Source organism: Vallitalea sediminicola (genome assembly GCF_054408565.1).
The window spans coordinates 1-22,078 of sequence record NZ_BTPT01000007.1 but is presented as its reverse complement, the minus strand read 5'-3'; the positions used below and the strand labels follow the sequence as shown (position 1 = coordinate 22,078).

Annotated in this window: 16 protein-coding genes and 6 tRNA genes; 2 read left to right on the top strand and 20 right to left on the bottom strand. The window is 30.3% G+C overall.

Annotated features, from left to right (window positions below; genetic code table 11):
- Positions 1-244 precede the first annotated feature (244 nt).
- The 6 genes from ACX6CF_RS02710 to ACX6CF_RS02685 all read right to left on the bottom strand — a co-directional run bounded on the left by ACX6CF_RS02710 (position 245) and on the right by ACX6CF_RS02685 (position 10,552).
- Positions 245-1,948 (bottom strand): extracellular solute-binding protein, encoded by a 1,704-nt coding sequence (locus tag ACX6CF_RS02710; RefSeq protein ID WP_458783755.1) that lies wholly within the window; start codon positions 1,946-1,948, stop codon positions 245-247.
- Positions 1,949-2,065: 117 nt separating this feature from the next.
- Entirely contained in the window at positions 2,066-2,956 is an 891-nt protein-coding gene (locus ACX6CF_RS02705; RefSeq protein WP_458783754.1) for a carbohydrate ABC transporter permease, read from the bottom strand.
- A gap of 32 nt (positions 2,957-2,988) precedes the next feature.
- A complete protein-coding gene (locus ACX6CF_RS02700) occupies positions 2,989-3,945 on the bottom strand; it encodes an ABC transporter permease (RefSeq protein WP_458783753.1) in 957 nt (318 codons plus the stop codon).
- Between the two features lie 87 nt (positions 3,946-4,032).
- Positions 4,033-6,996 (bottom strand): endo-beta-N-acetylglucosaminidase, encoded by a 2,964-nt coding sequence (locus ACX6CF_RS02695; protein WP_458783752.1) that lies wholly within the window; start codon positions 6,994-6,996, stop codon positions 4,033-4,035.
- A 144-nt stretch (positions 6,997-7,140) separates the two neighbouring features.
- Entirely contained in the window at positions 7,141-8,730 is a 1,590-nt protein-coding gene (locus ACX6CF_RS02690) for a response regulator (RefSeq protein WP_458783751.1), read from the bottom strand.
- A 13-nt stretch (positions 8,731-8,743) separates the two neighbouring features.
- Positions 8,744-10,552 carry a sensor histidine kinase gene (locus ACX6CF_RS02685; RefSeq protein ID WP_458783750.1) on the bottom strand — a complete coding sequence of 603 codons (1,809 nt, stop codon included), beginning with the start codon at positions 10,550-10,552 and terminating at the stop codon, positions 8,744-8,746.
- 212 nt (positions 10,553-10,764) lie between these two features.
- Between ACX6CF_RS02685 and pheA the strand changes: the two genes are divergently transcribed.
- Both pheA and ACX6CF_RS02675 read left to right on the top strand, forming a co-directional pair.
- Positions 10,765-11,586 carry a prephenate dehydratase gene (gene pheA, locus ACX6CF_RS02680; protein ID WP_458783749.1) on the top strand — a complete coding sequence of 274 codons (822 nt, stop codon included), beginning with the start codon at positions 10,765-10,767 and terminating at the stop codon, positions 11,584-11,586.
- Between the two features lie 368 nt (positions 11,587-11,954).
- On the top strand, positions 11,955-12,563 hold the full coding sequence (locus ACX6CF_RS02675; RefSeq protein WP_458783748.1) for a hypothetical protein: 609 nt from the start codon (positions 11,955-11,957) through the stop codon (positions 12,561-12,563).
- 17 nt (positions 12,564-12,580) lie between these two features.
- Here the strand turns inward: ACX6CF_RS02675 and ACX6CF_RS02670 are convergent, their stop codons facing one another.
- The 14 genes from ACX6CF_RS02670 to ACX6CF_RS02605 all read right to left on the bottom strand — a co-directional run bounded on the left by ACX6CF_RS02670 (position 12,581) and on the right by ACX6CF_RS02605 (position 21,917).
- A complete protein-coding gene (locus ACX6CF_RS02670; protein ID WP_458783747.1) occupies positions 12,581-13,288 on the bottom strand; it encodes a 3'-5' exonuclease in 708 nt (235 codons plus the stop codon).
- A gap of 44 nt (positions 13,289-13,332) precedes the next feature.
- Positions 13,333-13,695, bottom strand: a complete 363-nt coding sequence (locus tag ACX6CF_RS02665; protein ID WP_458783746.1) for an Hpt domain-containing protein — start codon at positions 13,693-13,695, stop codon at positions 13,333-13,335.
- 30 nt (positions 13,696-13,725) lie between these two features.
- Complete coding sequence (udk, locus tag ACX6CF_RS02660; protein WP_458783745.1) at positions 13,726-14,343, bottom strand: uridine kinase; 618 nt, start codon at positions 14,341-14,343, stop codon at positions 13,726-13,728.
- A 178-nt stretch (positions 14,344-14,521) separates the two neighbouring features.
- Entirely contained in the window at positions 14,522-15,178 is a 657-nt protein-coding gene (gene nth, locus ACX6CF_RS02655) for an endonuclease III (protein WP_458783744.1), read from the bottom strand.
- 65 nt (positions 15,179-15,243) lie between these two features.
- A complete protein-coding gene (locus ACX6CF_RS02650; RefSeq protein WP_458783743.1) occupies positions 15,244-16,989 on the bottom strand; it encodes a B12-binding domain-containing radical SAM protein in 1,746 nt (581 codons plus the stop codon).
- 80 nt (positions 16,990-17,069) lie between these two features.
- Positions 17,070-19,673, bottom strand: a complete 2,604-nt coding sequence (locus ACX6CF_RS02645; RefSeq protein WP_458783742.1) for a DUF5050 domain-containing protein — start codon at positions 19,671-19,673, stop codon at positions 17,070-17,072.
- A 189-nt stretch (positions 19,674-19,862) separates the two neighbouring features.
- Positions 19,863-20,375: a L,D-transpeptidase gene (locus ACX6CF_RS02640; RefSeq protein WP_458783741.1), complete on the bottom strand. Its 513-nt coding sequence runs from the start codon at positions 20,373-20,375 to the stop codon at positions 19,863-19,865.
- A 114-nt stretch (positions 20,376-20,489) separates the two neighbouring features.
- Positions 20,490-21,086 (bottom strand): superoxide dismutase, encoded by a 597-nt coding sequence (locus ACX6CF_RS02635; protein ID WP_458783740.1) that lies wholly within the window; start codon positions 21,084-21,086, stop codon positions 20,490-20,492.
- A 177-nt stretch (positions 21,087-21,263) separates the two neighbouring features.
- Positions 21,264-21,335: transfer RNA gene (locus ACX6CF_RS02630), tRNA-Gln, on the bottom strand.
- 24 nt (positions 21,336-21,359) lie between these two features.
- Positions 21,360-21,431 (bottom strand) — tRNA-Gly (locus ACX6CF_RS02625).
- Positions 21,432-21,436: 5 nt separating this feature from the next.
- A tRNA-Gly gene (locus ACX6CF_RS02620) sits at positions 21,437-21,507 on the bottom strand.
- A 31-nt stretch (positions 21,508-21,538) separates the two neighbouring features.
- Positions 21,539-21,611, bottom strand: a tRNA-Phe gene (locus ACX6CF_RS02615).
- A gap of 61 nt (positions 21,612-21,672) precedes the next feature.
- Positions 21,673-21,758, bottom strand: a tRNA-Leu gene (locus tag ACX6CF_RS02610).
- 77 nt (positions 21,759-21,835) lie between these two features.
- A tRNA-Tyr gene (locus ACX6CF_RS02605) sits at positions 21,836-21,917 on the bottom strand.
- Positions 21,918-22,078: the final 161 nt, after the last annotated feature.

The window sequence follows — 22,078 nt, the reverse complement described above, 5'->3', positions numbered from 1 at the left end:
TGGCTTAAGAGTGGTAAATACAGAGAAAATCATATATAGTGATAATAACGATTTTTACGGCTTGTTGCCATACCTTAAAAACAGATAGAAGCAACAAACGTAACGAGAGTGTATTATCACTATATATGATTTCAATATACGACCGTTGTCTGTTTTAGTCTGAAACCAAGAACTAATTATTAATTTCTTGGTTTATCTTGACAACTTAACTTTTTGATATGTTTAATGCTCTAGAATAAACTCCTTAGAATAGAACTTTGTCATCTCTTTTTTCTGCTTCTTTGTTAATGAATTCTTCGTATTCTAGGATTCCACCATCAATCAAATATTTACAATATTCAGCAACGATCTTCTTAGCTTCTTCCTCTGATGATGCAAAATATGCTCTCTCCCGATAATCACGCCATAAATCTCCGTTAAGCAGTTCATTAATCTCGTCTTTCTTCTCATAATTGTTTATGAAATTGCTGGCTCTGTATCCTTCAACAATTGTATCTGGAACGATATCTTTGATAATATGTTCGTATGTTGCATCAGGTATTTCTGATTCACCTGGAGTAAATTCACCCCATTCACTTATATATGGATATAGTGAAATGAACTCTCTATATTCTCCTTGAATTCCTGTTTCGGTCTTAAGACTTCCTTCTTTATTCTTTTCAATAAATTCTTTTTTCATCTTTGGTTTTCCATCAACCATGTCATAATGTACACCTTCAAGTCCATAAAAAACCAATAGCTTTCCTTCTTCGCTATTTAGATAATCAACTGCTCTTATTGCTGCTTTTGCAATTTCTTCATCAGTATCTTCTGGTATAAACCATGCAGGTGATCCTGCTCTACCTTTTAATGCATTACCGCCAGTTTGTCCTCTGCTATTTTTAATAGGTCCTACTGGTATGTATTCCATTTCAGGATGCTCTTTATACAAAGTATTCTTATAAAAATCTTTTTGATGGAAATAGTGAACTCCATGTAGAGCATATTTACCTACAGCATGTTTTTCTTTTGCGATAGTGTCATTTTGTCTAAAAGCTTCAGGGTCAAATAAGCCTTCAGATACTAATTTTCTCATGAATAATATCTCATCAATTACTAATGGTCCTCTTCTATCAACTATGGCTTTATCAGTATCAGGGTCAACCCAGAATCCGCACATATAACCTGTATGATATGAACGTGTTAGTTGATTATAATCCCAACCGTTATGCCAGTTACCTGCTGGTATTATAGGATTTCCATTAGCATCTTCAAAATCACCCTCTTTAACTTCTTTCAGAAATTCATATATTTTCTCTGAGTGGTCAAAGTCTTCTGCCTTCCAACCTAAGTCTTCCATGATATCTTTACGTACGTATACGCAATATCCCCAGTTTTTATTATCTTCTGGTGTAGCAGGTAATTGATATGGTATTACATATGTATGCCCATCAAATTCTCTACAATAAATATCATTCTCCAGAAAATCTTTTGCACAGCCTTTTTCGAATTCTTTGATATTTTGACCATATTCATCAAGTAAATCTTCAAGAGGCATTACCATACCTTGATTACTTGCTCTTTTTATTATTGCAGTTTCTCCTCCATTACCACCCCAATAAGGTGCAGTAACTAAATCATAAGGAACATCACCTGATGAAAACATCATATTAAGATTCTCTGATTCTGAGGAAGTGGCATATTCTATATCAAGAATCACGCCAGTTTCTTCTAATAATTTTTTTGCTACTACATTATCATAATGATCTCTAGGTGCATTACCACTTGAACCATTCCAGCAAGAGAATACCTTAACGACTATTGGTTCCTTATTCTCCGCTTCATTTTCACTACCCTTATCAGTATTGGTTATATTGGTTTTCTTATCTTTACTACAACCTGTAAAAACGGAAAAAGTCAACATAACTACCATAACTGTACAAAAAAATCTTCTAATATTTCTTTTCATGTGAAAAACCTCCCTAAATTATTTTATATATATATACATAAGTTGAATTACATAATTGCTATAAAGCCAGCAATTATTGGGTTATATTCAACTTATAACATCGAGAAAAATATATATCTAACCCTTTATTGAACCTATCATGATACCTTTAACAAAATATTTTTGTAAGAATGGATAAACGCATACAATAGGTAATGTAATTATCATTAAGAATGCCATTCTTAGCGCTTCTGGAGTTGTCTTGGAACGACTTATATTATAATTCATGTTCTTTGTATCAGTAGCTTGCTCAAAATTGGTTTCACTAAGGATTTTCTGCAAAATAGTAGCTGCAGGTTTCAGTTTTTTATCAGAAACAAAGAATGCACCCACAAACCAATCATTCCAATGACCAACTCCGTAGAACAATGTTATTGTAGCAATCATAGGAAGAGATAATGGTAAATATATCTTAAGAAATATCTTTAACTCCCCACAACCATCAATAGTGGCAGATTCCCTTAATTCATCCGGTATGGTCTGAAAATATGTACGCATAATGATAATGTTAAAAAACTGATATAAATACGGTAGTATATATATCCATATGCTACTTGTCAAACGCAGGCTTCTGAGCAATATAAAAAATGGTATCAATCCACCAGTAAAAATTGTCGTAAAGAAAAAGAAAAATGTTATTATTCCTTTTCCTGGCAGATCTTTTCTAGATAGTGCATATCCTGCTAAAGCTGTCAAAAACACACATAAGAATGTTCCAATGACTGTACGAAAAACTGAAACTCCGAATGCATTAAGTATCAATGGATCTTGAAAAGCCTTTATATAATTATCAAATGTAAAAACCCTAGGCCAAAAATATAATCCACCCTTTAACGCATCATAACCATCGTTGAATGATAAAATCAATATGTAAAAAAAAGGATAGAATGTTATGAAACCCAACGATGCAAGAAGCGTATAATTAAGTACTTTAAATATTTTTCCTTCTGTAGACTGTTTCTCAACCATGTAAAATCACTCCAATCATTGTCATATAAAACCTACCAAAGAGATGTATTTGAAACTTTTTTTGCTATACGATTGGTGACAACAATCAATATCAAAGATACAATAGACTGAAACAACCCAACTACAGTTGCATAACTATATTGACCTTGTTGTAATCCTACCTTAACTGAATATGTCTCCAAAACCTCAGATACTGGAATTGTCGGCGGCTGCTGGAATAGAATAATCTGCTCGTATCCCGCTTTTAATAACCCGCTCATGCTTAATATGAATAGTATCCCTACGGTAGGCATTATACCCGGTAGAGTGATATGAATTAGTCGTTTCCATTTGCTAGCTCCATCTATTGCTGCAGCCTCATACAACATGGTATCTATGCTACTAAGAGCTGCCAGATATATAATTGAATTGAATCCTATATTTTTCCATATATCAGAAGATACAATTACAATATAAAACCACTTTGCAAACCCTAAAAAGAATATTGGTTCTTTACCCATAGCCATCCTTATATCATTAAAAAGTCCTTGATGAGGAGATAAGAATTTACTGAATATGGTAGCAACAACTACCCATGATACAAAATAAGGTAGATATGTTACTGTCTGTATTACCCGTTTGAATTTATTGATTCTGACTTCATTAAGCATTAATGCTAAAATGATTGGAGCTGGAAAACCTAATAATAATTTCAAAAAACTTATGAAAAATGAGTTCCTTATCAATAATTCGAATTGGAAATAAGTAAAAAATTTCTTCACGTATTTTAATCCTACCCAAGGACTCATTAAAATTCCTGTATCAAACCTAAAATCTTTGAATGCCAGAGTTACACCATACATTGGTATGTAACCAAAAACAAAATAAAATACTATTGCAGGTAATAAAAATAGATATAATATCTTGTATTTGCATATTCTTTTCCATACTGATTTCTTATTATTTTTAACTATTTTATTTTTTGGTGCCTTTGCTGTCAATGTTTTCATTATCTTCCCCCTAAATCTTCAGGTTCGATTATAAAAGAGACTGCTTATCAGTGTAAAAACCAGCCTCTTTCATAAATTAATTGTTTGTTAGAAGAAACTTGTTTTAAAAGATGATATACTGTTACACTGAGTAGAACCATTACTATTGATTCCAATAACTTTCCAATAATACTTTGTTAATCTGTTTAATGTTATATTTGAAGTATAATTACTATCATTAATATCTGAAACGTTTATTTCAGGGCTGGAAAAATCACTATTATCATCAACTACGATTTGATAGCCAGAAGCGTTAATTGAATCTCCCCAATCAAAAGAAGTATTTGTTCGTGATATCCAGCTTAAATCATTAGCAGGAGATAATAGATCAAAATTCCCTGGTAATGTTGGTGAAGTATTATCTTTATATCCCATAATCTGGAACTCATAAATACGTGCTGCCGAATCTCCTCCTGCATCTGTAATGTATAATCTTACATAACTTGCAGATGTAAGCGCTATTGCATGGTTACTGATTCCTAATGTGTTTCCTATAGTATTGACTACATCTGTCCAATTAGTTCCATCATTGCTTACTTGGATTTTATAATCACTTGTATTATAACCTGAACCTTCTCCTCCTGCTTCAGCATGTTTAACAACAAATTCACTAAGCACATATTCTGAACCAAGTTCTACAACTAACCAATGAGGTTCTGCACCTGTAGCACACCATTTAGTATTTACTGCATCATCTACAGCTCCTGATGGTTCTTCTCCTGAAACGAAGGTATCTGCTGTAGCATTTTTCATAACAGCTATATTACTTACTGATATGTCATTAGAAACTACAATCAATTCTTCCTTAGTCTCAATGTCTTCACCTATTTCATTACTAGCTGTCAAAGTTACAGTATATACACCTTCAGTACTGTACGTTACTTGTGGATTTTCTTCACTGCTGCTGCTTGGTGAACCTCCTTCAAAATTCCAACTTATTGATTGTGTTGCTTCTGAAGATTTGTTATGGAAGGTAACTGTTTCATTAGGCTTGATTAAAGTCTTGTCTACTGTAAAATCTGCTACAGGAGTTGGATATGGAGGCCACTCAAAAGATACATTAGCCACTTGACCATGATTATAATTCTTATCAAGAGCTATTACCTCTAGAGTTGTTTCAGCTTCATATCCATCACGTCTCATTTTAGAAACGTAATATGCATTATTAGGTGTAGCCCCAATAAATTCTTTAGTACCATCCGATTTCACTCTATATACTTCATATACCTCTACATCCCCATTAAGCTTATTCCATTTTAATCTTGCATCTGAATATAAGCCTTCAATAATATCATTATCCATAATCATTAAACCAGAAACTGGTTGAAGTACACTTGAATCTGCATTTCTAATAGCTATCTGCCCTACATTTATTATGTAGTCTGTTATGGTAGTGTCACTATCAAAATTCAATGATAACTTCTCTATGGTTTTACCAACATATCCATTTAATGATATTGTTTTTGTTGTCCACTCATTTGGTGTAGATGTTCCCACGTTAAGATAAGTAAACTGGCCTATATTATCATTAAAAGATATACCTACCTGCATATGTGATTCACTCATTGGTGTTTTATAAGTAATAGATAATTCTGTATTGGCTTCAATAGCCAACTTAGTCTTATAAAGCTTAAGATTTGTTGCATTATCATGACTTAACACACCACTTACTTTTAATGAACTTCCGCCATAATATGCAGTTGTCCAGTCAATGCTTGGATACAAAGGAGTACCAGTACAATCACTAATCCATCTCCATGTAGGTAAAACATCTTGCAAACTTCTGTTATTCCAATCTCTATCACGTTTTACTTCCCCATCTACTGCATAGATATGTCCATTACCAGTATTGAAATTAGTTGTAAAAGGAAGACTATCAATTGGTGATTTTGCTATTATGTAATGAGCTATACCTTTCCAATAATCTGATGTACTAGTATTTCTTGGATCCCTGTATTTTCCTACCCAGAAACGATTTGCTCTAGCATAGAAATCATCTCCATCTGAAGAACTTCTGAATGTCCAATCTGGTCTATAGATTCCTATAGAAGTCTTAGCTTCCTGACCTTCTGGAAAAACTCCATCCCATTCAACATGGAATTGACCGCTTGGTTCATTATAACCATTAGCTTCAGTATAAACCCCTGCATATACATCATATTGACTTCTACCTAAACTGATTGCCTTATCACGTGATGAAGACATATCATTCCACCAATAATTTGTAAAAAATCCATTAGTAACTACATGATTTCCATCTTGGAAAAACATTTCATTATTGCTAGTAAGTGCATTTTCATATTGGATATTTCCATTACTGCTCATAGAATCATACCAATGCAGTTCCATACCCTCTGGTTTATTCTCTTGGAAATATTTCATAAAAGCCTGCATCTGATATGCATCCGCTGTAGTGGCTCCTTGAGTTTCCTCATGCATGAACCATCCATCGAATCCATAATACTCTGCAACCTCAATGAGTTTATCTGCACCTGGGAATACTCCAGCAGGATTTTCTTGTATCATTTCTCTTACCCATTGTAATTTTCCACCATAATAATCAGGTTGGAAATTAACACACCCCAACACTTTAACTCCATTTTTATGAGCAGCATCTATGACATCTGCACTTGGAGTTACTATTATTCCTTCTGAAGCTGAACCACCCCACATAACTAATGAATCGATATACTGCCAATAATTAAATGTATATCTATCAAATACATCTGATCCTTGTGATGGATTATCACTTGTACTTGGATTCATAGTGGCTAGTATCTGTATCTTTGGCTCTGCCATAGCATTACTGTTGACCCCATCACCAGTAAACCGGTTTTCCAGAAGAATCATTCCTCTATTGAATTCTGAATCCTGGTCATTATCTGGAGTCCACGCTAGGAAATCATTTGGATACCAGTACGATGCATAGGGCTGCTGTGCATTGACGTTTTGTGTCAACATAAAAAATGTCATAAGAAAAACTAGACTTAAAAAAACTCTTAATCTCTTCATCCCCATATCCTTCCTTTTATTATTTAATGTGTAATTAGATTATATAAATAAAAGATTAATAATCTAATGGATTTTTCTTCAAAAATTATTGGACAAATCTCTAAAAAATATAAATGAGCTGTTCTCGTAATACATAAAAGTGTATTATGAGACAGCTCCTTTTCTATACTCCATAGGGGTATAATTAAACTCTTTTTTAAATACTCTATAAAAATATTGAAGGTCATTATATCCTACGCTCTTAGCTATTTCTTCCACATTTATGTTTGTCTCCTTGAGCATTCTACAAGCATAATCCAGCCTTTTCATTGTAATATATTTAGTGCAAGTAACACCTAATTGTTCTTTGAATATTGTTGAAAAATAATTAGGGTTAATCCCATACCTAGCAGCTAAACTCTTCACATTAATCTTTTCTTCATAATGCATATCAATATATTTAGTAATCTCTTCAACAAGTTCTCTACAATTTATAGATGTATTCTTGTTCATTGTCAATCTATTCTCAATTAGTTTAAATAAGTATAGAGAAATATCTTCTAGCCTGTTAGCATAGTTCATAATATCATATTGTGATAAATCATATTGAGTAACTTTCTCAATATCAACATTTGTTGAATATAATGTTTCATATATGGTGTTTACTACTTCAGAATATAAAAAGTATAGGTTACTTGCGCTTGATTCTTTGAACCTTTCTTTTGAAAATATCTCTGCTAACAGTACTTTAATATTCTTGATATAACTTCTTTCTATATTCTTTTTTAATAATTTCAATTCATTTTTAGGGAATATGAATTCATTGGATATATCAATGTGTTCTCTTATAAAAATCTTATTCAATCCATAGATCAATCTTAAGTCGAGAGCTTTCTTAGCAGATTTATAAAGCTCATCATTAATATTATTAAATATAGTACTGATACCTATGGTTTTGGAAATCTGCTCTTCATGTAAACAATCGTAGAATAATTTTTTACTGATCTTGTCACAAGTTAATCCTAATCTATCTTCATTACCCCATATTAAAATCAGAATCTGATTCAATATATCCATATTATTGAACGCATAGTAATTGTCAAAGTGAATATTAGTAACTAGATAATCGAATATTTTAGTTTTCATCTCTTCAATATCATAGTACTTATTTTTACATTCGTCTTTTGCATCATAATTGATATTTAGTATCATTAATTGATATTGGTTACTCTTATACATTAGAGGGTAATTCTCTTGTAAAAATTCGCTATTGTTGTGCTTTGATTTCAATAAATAGTTTAATTCATTTTCATAAGTCAATTTTTCATTGCATATCTTTATATTAATATTTTCTTTTGATAAATTACTATATTGTCTTTTTTCTTCAATATGATAAATCACTTTATTAAGAGCTGACATTAGATCATCATCTGTTGTAGGCTTCAATAGATAGCTCTTGACACCCATATTTATAGCTGCCTCAGCATATCGGAACTCTGAATATCCGCTTATAATAATGAATTCTATATGTTTATTGAATTCTTTCACCTTTTTTATCAGCTCTATACCATCCATATCAGGCATACAAATATCTGTTATTATTATATCAATATTATTATCCTTAATTATTTCTAATGCTTCAATACCATTTTTCGCATCATAGATTTCATCAAAGGATAATCCGACCTTTTTAAGCTTATGTACAATACCTTTACGAATCCATTTTTCATCCTCTACAACTAATAAAGAATACATATCCTACCTCCCATTATATATTTATAGGCAATTTATAAATAACCTTTGTACCCTCACCTATAACACTCTTTATTTTTATCCCATATGCTTCTCCGCAGGTCATTTTTATTCGTAAATTTACATTTCTTAAACCTATGCTTTTCCCATGGCTTTGGTCTAGATTAAATGACATATCATTAATGAACTCATTTATCTCTAATAACATTTCACCATCAATTCCAAGACCATCATCAGTGACTGTCATTATCAGATAATTATTAATAACCGAGGCTTCTATTTTTATTACTCCTTTTTCCTTATTCCTAAAACCGTACTTTATAGAATTCTCAACTATAGGCTGCAATATGAATTTTAATATCTTATATTTATTGATCTCTTCACTCACATTAGAGATGATATCATACTTATCATCAAATCTAATATTCTGAATATCAATATAGTTCCTTATATGGTTCTCTTCTTGATACAACATAACAAATTCTTCTGAATCCTTATTAAGACTATATCTAAACATTTCTCCTAGCTTTTGGCTCATTATGGATATTTCATTACAATCGTAAATTTCTGCAATGTAGTTAATGGATTCCAACGTATTATAAAGGAAATGAGGATTTATCTGAAATTGTAATGCTACTAATTCCGCTTCTCTCTTCTCTATTTTTTCTATATAGTTTTCTCTAATCAGTGATTTAATTTTTTCTATGGACCCATTAAAATAATTATTCAGTTCTCCTATTTCATCTTCTCCAATAACATTATCAGTTATTTCCAAATCACCTTTTTGCACTTTCAACATCTTTTTATATAAGATTTGTATTCTACTTGAAAACTTTTTAGAAAATACTATGGTTATTAGAATGACTAACAATGTTACTATGATACCATATATGACTATACCATTTGTTTCATTTTCAATCACTTCATAGATTGAGGAATAATGAGTTACAAAGAAAACTCTCCAATTATACCGATCTACTTTTTTATAGAAAACTACATCCTTATTATCTAATACCTCTCTGTATGTAAGTGTATTGTTCTCTGTGTGCATAGAGTTAATTGTCTGTAATCCATCTTCTTTATATTGTAAATCTCCTTCGTAATATACTAATTCATTTTTATCATCTAATATATACAGACTATTTTTATAGTCATTATTAACTTTCGTATTAAGTCCAAATAATTCCCTATCCAATATATCTATTTTCAATAAACCTATAATATTCCAATTTTCACTGGTAATATCAATGATAGGTCTTACGATTGAAACTATATTATCATCTAACGTTGGTACATCATAAAAGAAACTAATAGTCTCTTTACTATCAATATTTATCTCTTCTCCCCATGGTTCTTGAGATATCCTACTTATGTTGGAAACACTATGACCATCTCTAGGGAAATTAGGATCAAGGGAATACAGCATTATATTATAAATACCATTTACTCTCTTGCTTTTATACATGATATCTATATTTTTGGATATTTTTTCATGTACTTCGTTTACATCTTTCTGCTGCCATCTATCAACTTCAGATAGAATCTTCTGGACTGAATCATTGACAATAATTCCCCATGTAAGGTTTTCATACACACTCAATTTGAATTGAATACCATCTATGTATTTATTGAATAATTGTTCACTACTCTGAAATAATTGATGCTCTACTTGTTTATGAGTATTATTATAAGATGATATACTAAATGTAATAATTGGTATCATACCAATAAAAATAATATACCACATTAATTTATAAAAAATCTTTATATTTCTTATACGTTGGCTAATTGTTCTATATATTCCTCTAAGCATCATAATCACCATATTATAAATTTTCACTCCCTATAATTATAAAATATTATATTACATTTTTCAATAAGCTACTATTTTAATCATTCATCAAATTATATTATACTAATAATATATAATATTTTAATTAATACTAAATATATAAACATTTGACTTTAGACTAATATTTATGTATATTTATTAATTAATACCATAAATGCCAAAACTAGAATGGAGTGAGTGATTTCATGTCATTATTACGAGTAGGATTTCAAGGTGTGAAAGGAGCATTCAGCGAAGAAGCATTATATAATTATTTTGGAGAAGAAGTTGATACAGTAGCAGTCAAGAATTTTGAAGATATATGTATTTCATTAGAAGAAGGCTCCATTTTGTATGGTGTACTCCCTATTGAAAATTCTTCAACAGGAGCAATTTCTGATGTTTATGATTTAATTAATAAGTATGAATGTCATATAGTCGGAGAGACCCACGTTAAAGTAAATCATAATCTTATGGGAATAGAAGGATGTAAAATAGAAGATATCAAAGAAGTCTATTCCCACCCACAAGCATTTGAACAAAGTAAAGATTACTTAAGTAATTACAAATGGAAACTTGTACCCTATTATAACACCGCTAAGAGTGCTGAATACATCATGAAAAAAGGCAATAAAAAAATAGCTGCAATAGGTAGTAAAAAAGCAGCTCAGCTCTACAATCTAGATATATTAACCTCAAATATCAATTCTAATAATACTAATACAACACGTTTTATAATATTATGTAAAAAATTAATAGTCAGTGAAGAGTGTAATAAAATAAGTGTAGTCCTATCTACAGAACATAAAGCAGGTGCTTTATATCATGTTCTAAAACATTTTGCAGAAAATAATATCAATATGTTAAAAATAGAATCCAGACCTAGGGGCAATACTCCTTGGGAATATAATTTTTATATTGATTTTGAAGGAAACATGAATAATAATATTATTAATCAAGCTCTTCAAAAAATGTCTAAGGATTGTCATCATTTCAAGATTCTAGGTAATTATAAACAATTCAACTAAAGACCTTACTAATAAATAGACTCTGTTCAAACAGTAAGCTAAACCAATAAGACATAGCACACTATCATAAACAGAGTCTATATAAAAATATCATCTTAGATTTATTATGCTATGAATGGAACTAATGCTATCGCAACAGCACTACCTATCATTATAGCAGTTATTACTATAGCTATTCTTTTCATCATTTTTCTACTTCTGAATATGTTCATCTTCTTCCCTCCATGAATAAATAATTTATACCCTTTTTTATTTGTATACTAGTCTTTTATATTCATAAACGTTGAGTTACTACTAATTATATATTATAATAACACTATTAGTCAAAATATAAAAGAAGTTATTTTTGACAAAAATGAGGTGATATGATGCCAATACCAATTTTTTTATTATCATTTATTATATTAATTATTGTTATCAAATTAAAAATGACCAAGGCTGATAGAGAAGTCAAGAACACTTCTAAAACATTTTGGGCTAGAGAAGAGAAAGCAATGTTTGCAAGAAAAAAATCCATTGATGATCTTGACTATATACATATTGATGAAAATGAGTTACCAATATCAAAAAATAAGGAATATCCTGATGAAATACTACATATTCAAAATAAGATTATGGACTTGATCAAACTTAAAATGATTGATTTTCATGGCAAAACAAATACGGATCTGAAAATAGAGTACGGCACTGCCAATTTGGATACTCTTATACTATATGAGGAGCATTATACCTTGCTTATAAAACATCTGTACAAGTGGGGAAAGTTGCTACATGAAAATAATAATATTGATGAAGCCATCAAAGTTTTAGAAATAGGAGTTAATATCAAAACTGATATCAGTGGTCATTATATATTACTAGGAAAATTATATAAAATAAAAAAAGATACTAAGAGCTTTAATTCTTTATATTCACAAATTAATGATACTCAATTTATGTTTAAAGATAAAATATTAAATGCTCTAAGCTCTTTATAATTTATACCATCAGTTATTTATTTTGCTCTTCCATATGTATTAATGATATTATCTATTGTTTTACTTGCTTCACTTTTCGATAATTCGTCAATATGTTTATCAAGCACTACATCATGCTTTTTTATTAATGCTGCAAGATATGCTTTTTGTTTATATGTAATAACAGAAGTTTTTTTCGGTTTCCATAAGATAGGTCTAGGAATAAATAACTCCTTGTTTTCCTCATAATAATCATCTCTAAGCTGATTATATAACTGATACGTTGCATATGCATCATTAAATGCACGATGACCATTCAGATAGTCTATTTTATAATAATCACATAAACATCCTAATCTCCTGCTTGGTAAATCTTTTAGAACCATTCTTGATATCAATAATGTATCAAGTGCATTTTTCTCAAAGGTCATATTCAATTGCAGTGCATTAGTTTTTATAAAGCTGAAATCGAATTTAATATTATGTCCAAGTATATCAAATCCTCTACAAAAATCTATAAAATCCGGTAAAACAAAATTAACTGTAGGTTCATCTTTTACTAGTTCATCGGTGATACCAGTAAGAGATACTATATTATCCGGAATTGATATTTCTGGATTAATGAGTTGATTAAATTTATCTACTACAATACCATCAACTATTTTAACTGCTCCAATCTCAGTAATCTTACTATCCATTGGACTTATACCTGTCGTTTCTATATCAAACGCTACAAAGTTTTTCATAATGACACCTCAGTTCATGGTGAAAATTTATTTAGACCGATTACTTAATTAATGCAATCTAAAATAATATTTATATCCTTTAAAACCAAATCCATCTCTTGTCTAAAATCATCAAGGAATTGTAAATGTTCATCATCCTTATCTAGATAGGAATATTCAAGTTTCCTAGATATAATTTCTAGATTATTAGCTCCAAGATTACCACAAACCCCCTTTAAGCTATGTGATAATATTCTCGCTTCCGTATAATTATTTTCTCTGCCTAAAGTTACTAGGTCATCATATGCATCAGCATATTTATTTTTAAATCCTACTAAAATTATTTTGTATAATTTTATTGAATTCCCCAATTTACCCAGAGCACTTGTATAATCAATATTTTCAGCGTTTACATTAATGATACACACTTTTTAAAATACCTCTCTTTTTATTAGGTTTTACTCATTGAGCAGTGCTCTAATCTTATCAATGAGCATTGAACATGCAACTTCATTATAACCACCTTCTGGTATAATGATATCCGCATGTTTTTTACTAGGTTCCACAAATTCCTCATGCATTATCTTTACAGTATTAAGATATTGGCTTATGACAGAATCAAGGCTTCTTCCTCTTTCTTTTACATCTCTAAGAACTCTTCTGATAATACGTACATCAGCATCTGTATCCACATACACCTTAATATCCAACAAATCCCTTACGTCTTTGTTTTCAAATAATAAGATGCCTTCAATAATAATTACTTTTTTTGGCTCTACTGTTACCGTTTCTTTTTCTCTAGTATGTTTCACAAAACTATATATCGGACGTTGTATAGATGCACCGTTCTTCAATTTAATCAAATCACTTATTAAAATGTCCGTATCAAATGCATTAGGGTGATCATAATTAAGTAACTTTCGCTTATCAATTTCAAGGTGAGCATTCGCTTTGTAATAATAATCATGTGTCAAAGCAACTACTTCATTACCTAATACATCTTTTAGTTTATTTACTAGAGTTGTCTTACCTGAACCAGTACCTCCAGCAATGCCAATTATTATTGGTTTTTCCATGTTCATCCTCCCTATCTTAAAACTTTAGCATGAATTATTTTATTTGTCATAACGCTAAAATACTATATCATCATAAATTAAATGCATATATTAAGTTAGCTAATTATTCTTTTTATAACCTACATTATAGTATCATGATTTGAATCTTTTTACAATATCTTAGGGTATATAGTCTGACTTATTGGTCAATCACATCAATCATATTTCCAAGTCCTGTTTTACAATAAGGTAGTAAAAAGCATCTTTCACATTTTGGGCTTCTCGCAGTACATATAGCTCGTCCATGTGCGATTACTTGAGTATTATATCTGATCCAATGTTCCTTAGGTAATATTTCCATTAAATCAAATTCTATCTTAACAGGATCTGTATTCTCAGTGAAGCCTAATTTCTTTGATATTCGCTTAACATGAGTATCAACAACTATACTTGGGATATTATATATATTCCCTCTAATGACATTTGCTGTTTTCCTTCCGACTCCTTGGAGCTTAACTAGTTTCTCTATATCCTTTGGTACTTGTCCATCATATTGTTCCAATAATGCTCTACAGCACCCATTAATATTCTTAGCTTTATTTCTATAAAAACCAGTTGAGCGAATATCTTGTTGTAATTCTTCTATATCTGCTTCTGCAAAATCTTTAACAGATGTATATTTCCTGAATAAATCTTTCGTTACAATATTAACTCTATCGTCAGTACATTGAGCACTTAATATAGTAGCAATAAGCAGTTGCCAAGGGTTTTCATGGTCTAAATAACATTTTATGTCTTTTGGATAATTCTCATCTAATAAGTTAAGAACTTTTTTTATCGTCTTATTATTTGCCATAAAAAACACTTCCTTTCTTTTCCATTTCCTGGGAAATATTACCATTTCCTGGGAAATATTGTAAATTAAATTATTACCTGAACATATTTAGCATTATTTCTGAATATATCTCTATTATGATAATCAAATAATACTGCTATTTCATTATGTTCAATAGATTCCCTAAAGTCATTCGCCCATTTTATGATATTAATAGGAAATATTTCTAAATGAGCCATTCTACTTATCTGCTTTGATGTATAACCGTTATAATTTGGAAGGAACCTACTAATGTTTTCTTCACTCTTATAGAAATCGATTATAGATCCTTTATGACTATCATTACGTTCTAACCAATATGGAAACTTCTTAACTTTTTCCTGTAAGTACATATCAAACCTAAGAATGTGCTTAATGTTATCATCGTCTTTTTCTATAATATCATTATAGAACTCTAACAAAATTGTGTATAGCTTAATCTTATTGTGATTAACTTCATGATAATTCTTCTTCAGCCAATAACCTGCCAAAGATTCAAATAGGCTAAATGGAGTTTCAAAACTCCTCTCTATATATTTTATAGCAAAATAGAAATTTCCGCTATTATAATATATTTCCACCATTTCTTCAATCATCTTTAACTTCAGAATATCATCATACGTCAATTCCTTAGTTCTAAGTACCTCGTAAGGTGCTTTATCTTTATATAGAATCTCATATTTTTCTGCATCCTGCTTTAATCCTGAACCTTTTAATATCTTCAGGAACCCTAATTGTAACTGCTGGGGCTGCAAATTATAGACATCATTGAATGACCTCCCAAAGGAATCATAATCTTCCCCAGGGAGCCCTGCTATTAAATCTAGATGTTGATGTATATTATTTCCTTTATTGATTTTACTGACTACACTTGATAATCTTTCAAAATTAGTTTTTCTTTTAATGTTGCTTATGGTCACTTCATTAGTTGATTGTACTCCAACCTCAAGTTGAAATAATCCTGGTCTAACTCCAGACAAGAAATCTATAGTTTCATCATCTAATAGATCTCCTGATATTTCAAAATGGAAATTAGTGAACCCATTATCATGTTCATGTAGATATTTCCAAATTCCTAGAGCATGTTTTTTATTACAATTAAATGTTCTATCAACAAATTTAACTTGTACTACTCTAGCATCAAGAAAGCATTGTAGCTCTTTTAATACTATCGGTAGACTTCTAAGCCTTACCCCTTTTTCAATAGAGGATAAACAGTACTGACAATTAAAAGGGCAACCTCTAGATGATTCATAATAGATGATCTTATTTTCGAACTGTTGAAATCCTTCGTCATAGACAAAAGGTATATCATCTAATCCTAGAGGTGTTCGTTGCGTGTTTCTATATATTTTATTACCATCTCTATATATAATGCCATCTACCATGTTAATCGCACTATTACCATCAATATAGTGTTTCATAAGTTCGTTAAAGGTTTCTTCACCTTCTCCAACTAATACTACATCTATTTCCTTATATTCTTCCATTAATTCGATTGTATCATATGATACTTCTGGACCTCCAAGAATAATCGTAGTCTCAGGAGATATTTTCTTATAATCTTTTACTAATGATTTAACGATTTCTATATTCCAGATATAACAAGAAATGGCTAATATATCAGGTTTTTTCTTATATATTTCTTGTAGAATAAAATCATATTGATTATTGATCGTATATTCTGCTGTTTCAATATTATCTTTATAGTCACTGCAATATTTCTCCAAGTATCTTATTGCTAAGTTAGAATGAATAAACTTAGCATTTATTCCAACTAAAAGTACGTTCATAAAATAAGTCCTTTCCAAACTGATTTCTAATCTTATTCATAATGTAATAGGGCTGTCTTTTATGAGACAGCCCCAAATATTTATTGTAAAGGCATTTTTATTGTTTTATAATTTTCTCCATCGTGTATGGATATATACAATACGTCACCCACCAAGGAAAAATAGTCAACTTCTTTATCATAAACCTTAGTGGTATTACCTGTTCTTAAGTCATACCTATTTATACCATCAAAGTTATAATATAACTTATCGTTTACAACAATCAAATCACTTATGGCTATTTCCTTGTTTACAACAACTTCTTTAGAATTGTTATCAATATTCCTTTTTATGATTATTCCTTTGAAGCTGTCTTCCCCGCTTATACTTAGATAGTATAGCTCATTCTTATTAGCGTATATGAACTCACTATAGGTATTAGTGAGAATCTGTTTCTCTAAGCCATCTAATTTAACCCGTACAAGCCTTTTATTATTGTTTTGATAATACATCCACCCATCTACTATTTCCTCTAAATTACTACTATCATCTACTATTACTGATTGTTCATTATTTATTAGGTTCTTTTTCCATATAAAACCATCTGTAGAATCATCTAGAGAATAGTAAATATTATCTTTTATTACTTTGAAAGAGATATTATATATCCTTGGATCACTAAATGTAATAATATTATCTATCTCATCTGTATCTAGATTGATTCTATCTATATAAGTAGAAAAATTGATATTTATTCCATCTAATCCAGTGTAATATATATATTTTCCTTCTATCTGAAAATCAGAAACCCATTTATCAACAATAAGCTTAATTTCATTAGTATCAACATTATACTTATAGAGGTACCCCATATAACCGTCAACTTTATAAACAAAGTATTTCCATTTTACATCAATTTGTTTTTCCATATCAAATGATACGTTGAATTTTAGGTCTTGTAGGTATTTTTCTACAGTATAGTAGTTTCCGCCCTCGGATGCAACACTCATGTAGAATTTACCATCTATTATTTCCATATCTGTATATGCCATACTTATCATATCTAAGAATTCGCCTTCCGCTTGTTCGTTAGAGATTCTATATAATAGATTAGCTCCATTTTTTTCTACATAATAAATATTTTCATCATTAGCATATATATCTTTTATTGTGTTTTCCGTAATCTTGATATTTTCGCTTCCATCGGTCTTTATTTTATATAGTTTACCATCATCATCTTCATTTTTATAATATATTATATTTCCTACGATATCGTAGATAGTAGTAAATACATTAATATATCTGCTATCATTACCTGTAGCTGCATTATATATGCCGATTCTTTTTTTGTTATCCAAGAAATAAATAGTATTTCCTGAACGCTTAATATTACTTACAGGTATATTGGTAATATTAGTGATTTTACTGTTTATTATATTAAAAGAATATAATTTATAATTATCACTCATATCCGTGTAATAAATGGAATTATTATATATGATGAATGAACCTACCATCTTATCTATTATTAATTTTTTATCATTGGAATTAATATCCAGACAGTATAATTTTTTATCTACTGCATCAGTATAATAAACTTTCCCATTGTTGGTATCAAACATGTTGATAGCTATATCTGATATCTTTTTACCCACTTCATCACCTACTACTTCGAAAAGTTTGTAAGATGATAATTCATTAGCACTATCTATATTTTCATAGTTTTTGGAGAATATCCTGTTATCAACTTTTATATACATCTTATGGTGTTGTTCTCCACCTGTTCCAATAAAAATCTTTTTCTCTGATAGATCAGATTTAACTTTCCATATTCTGTTTTGCCCATAAAAATATAAGTAACAATCTTTTTCGTAAAAGTTATTAAGGGATTCTTCTAAAAATATACTGTTAGTTTTACCATCGTAACTATTAATTTTATAGAGATATTCATCTTGGCTATAATAAACTACATCATTATCAACAAAAACATCCCTTACATTTAAATCAAATAATTGTCTTTCATCACTACCATCTAGCCCACAACTATACATTTTATTATCATAATAATATATCCTATCATTGTTGATACTGAAGTCTGAATAATTACCTTCTAATACTGAGTTGGAATTTTTTCCATTACTATCAATACTGAACAATCCTTGCTCAGTACTATAAAAAACAGTATCGTCATAATATTTCAAAGAATAAATCGGAGTTTCTGTAGATACTATTTTGGTTTTTAGTGAACCATCTTTTTGTATCCTGTAAATGTTATTTTCAAATATATAGAATATGTTGTCTTCACTTGTGCAAAAAGCATTTACATCTTCTTCAGAAAGCATTTCTTTGCCTGTACCATCCCAATTAATACGTGCTAATTTTGCTGGAGTATATTTTTCATTAGTATCAATAAAATAAATCCAGTTTTCTAGATTACTTATTCCATCAAATCTAGCATCAGCTATTTTAGTCAGCCCAGTACCATCTGTTTTCATCCTATATATTTTGTAATTGTCATCAGGATTACCAAAGTATAACCATTCATTAAAATTAATATCTGAAATTGTACTTTCTAAATCAGCAGATTTGGTATTTGTTGTTTCATTATCCACAACGGTTACTTTTAATTTTTTGTCATTGTTACAACTTGTTAGAATAAGGCAGACAAAAACCATTAGGATAAATATATATTTTTTTATTCTCAATTTTATTTCCCCCTAAATAATTAGGTTCTTTCAACTAGTTCATTTGCACTATTTTTATATTATTTTATTGTATCATATAGATTTTACAATAATGTTAATTTTATATTATTATTTTAATCTTTATCAATTTTATCTAATCTTAAACTATAACTTTAATTAATACTAACATATTTCATGGAATTTTTAAATCTATTCGTGAATAATTACTGTAGTTCCATCTGGCACATTTTCATAGAACCACTGAGCTTCATCTTCCCCAAGTCTTATACATCCATGACTTGCTGGTTTACCTAGCTTTTCTTGTTCTTCCTCTATAATATTCCAATCTTTATCTCTAGGGATACCATGAAATAAATATTGTTCTGTAATTCTAACCCAATATTTTGCTCCTTCTTTGAATCTCTCGGAGTAAAACCATAATCCTCTATTTTCTAAATTAAAGGTTCCAAGTAAAGTAGGCTCTTCTTTGGTTCCACCAGAACATATCATTTCTTTTATGATTTCATTATCTTCTCTAACAATAACTTTATGTTCTTCATCTTTTAGAGATACTTCTACCCATAACCCCTCTACTATATCTTCTATGACTTCGTCATTAATTACAAAATTAGCTTCTACTTCTTGTGTTACCTCTTTTTTACATCCTCCTATTATACATACAAATATGGTTAAGACAACGATTAAAAAAACTTTTCTCAACATAAATACAACCTCTAAATATATAGTTACCTAATTATATTCATGCATATTAATAATAGAATGCAAAAACTTATACACCCAATGGATAAACCATCAGTGCTTGTTACTTCAAGAAATCTATCTATACGCAACTATATTGGTCATCTCTAATCTTTTATTAACAACATCCCAATTGATATTTTCGAAAAACACCTTGATATACTCTTTTCTATCAATACCAAAATCAATCATATAAGCATGTTCATATACATCCAAAACCAGTATTGGTTTACCATTATATACAGTTCCATTATCATGACTATCTTGACCTATTATACGAAGTTTTCCATTGTACTCTCCTTGGATTAATACTACCCATCCCCTCATACTCAGCCCTGTATTAGTGAACATCTCTACAAAATTATCATATGATCCGAAGTCCCTATTTATCATATCTAGTATTTTACCATCTATTTTAGACTTACGACCAGTTATATTACCAAAATATAGTTGATGCAGTATAATCCCATTCAACGAGTATGATTCGCCCTTTTTCAAACTCCTTAATGTACTGTATGTGGAGTTAGGATTTTCATAACTGTCTTTTTGTTTTAACAGGTCATTAATCTCTCCAAATTTATTAATATATCCTACATATAGAGCATAGTGCTCTTCTAATTGTTTTTTTGTAATGCCATCGACAGTATTGAAATTAAAATTTTGAGGTTGGTACATTATATCACCCTAATAATTTATTACAATTATTATATGCTAGATAGAAATAATATTGTAAGTCCAAAAAATAGATGAATACCTATGTCTATTTGTAATATTAGGTAATAATTGTATCAATTATCAAATATGTGTTAATAAACATCCTCAAAAAAAAAGATACCATCGTATCTCTTTTAACTGGGTAGGCAGGATTCGAACCTACGCATACTAGAGTCAAAGTCTAGTGCCTTACCGCTTGGCGACTACCCATCATATATTATTTTATAAAACAAAAGCGCGAGACGGGATTCGAACCCGCGACCCTCGCCTTGGCAAGGCGATGCTCTACCACTGAGCCACTCACGCATGAAAGCGGGTGATGGGAATCGAACCCACGTATCCAGCTTGGAAGGCTGGTGTTCTACCATTGAACTACACCCGCATATTATATTTTATTATTGGTGTTCAACTAATGCCCAGAGGCGGAATCGAACCACCGACACGAGGATTTTCAGTCCTCTGCTCTACCGACTGAGCTATCTGGGCTGAATCAGCAAAACAATTTTACCAGTTATTAATACATTTGTCAAATACTTTTTTAATTAAATGCCGGAGACCGGAATCGAACCGGTACGGTCTTTAAGGACCGCAGGATTTTAAGTCCTGTGCGTCTGCCAATTCCGCCACTCCGGCATAAAAGAACAATTTCCTTATGCCAATAAATATTCAAATTATAAAAATCCATCTGCTAAGTAAAAACAATTCTTAAATGGAGGGAGAAGGATTCGAACCTTCGAAGGCGGAGCCAACAGATTTACAGTCTGCCCCCTTTGGCCACTCGGGAACCCCTCCAAAAGAATATGATATATAATATCATATTTCTATTAAATGTTAATAGTTATCAACATTTTTTCAGCAGTTTAAAATAATAGTATATTATACAAATTCTCAAGATTCCTTAAATATTTATAAAGTAGAAACCTCAGTTTCACTTTATTTTCCTTAGAAAGGAG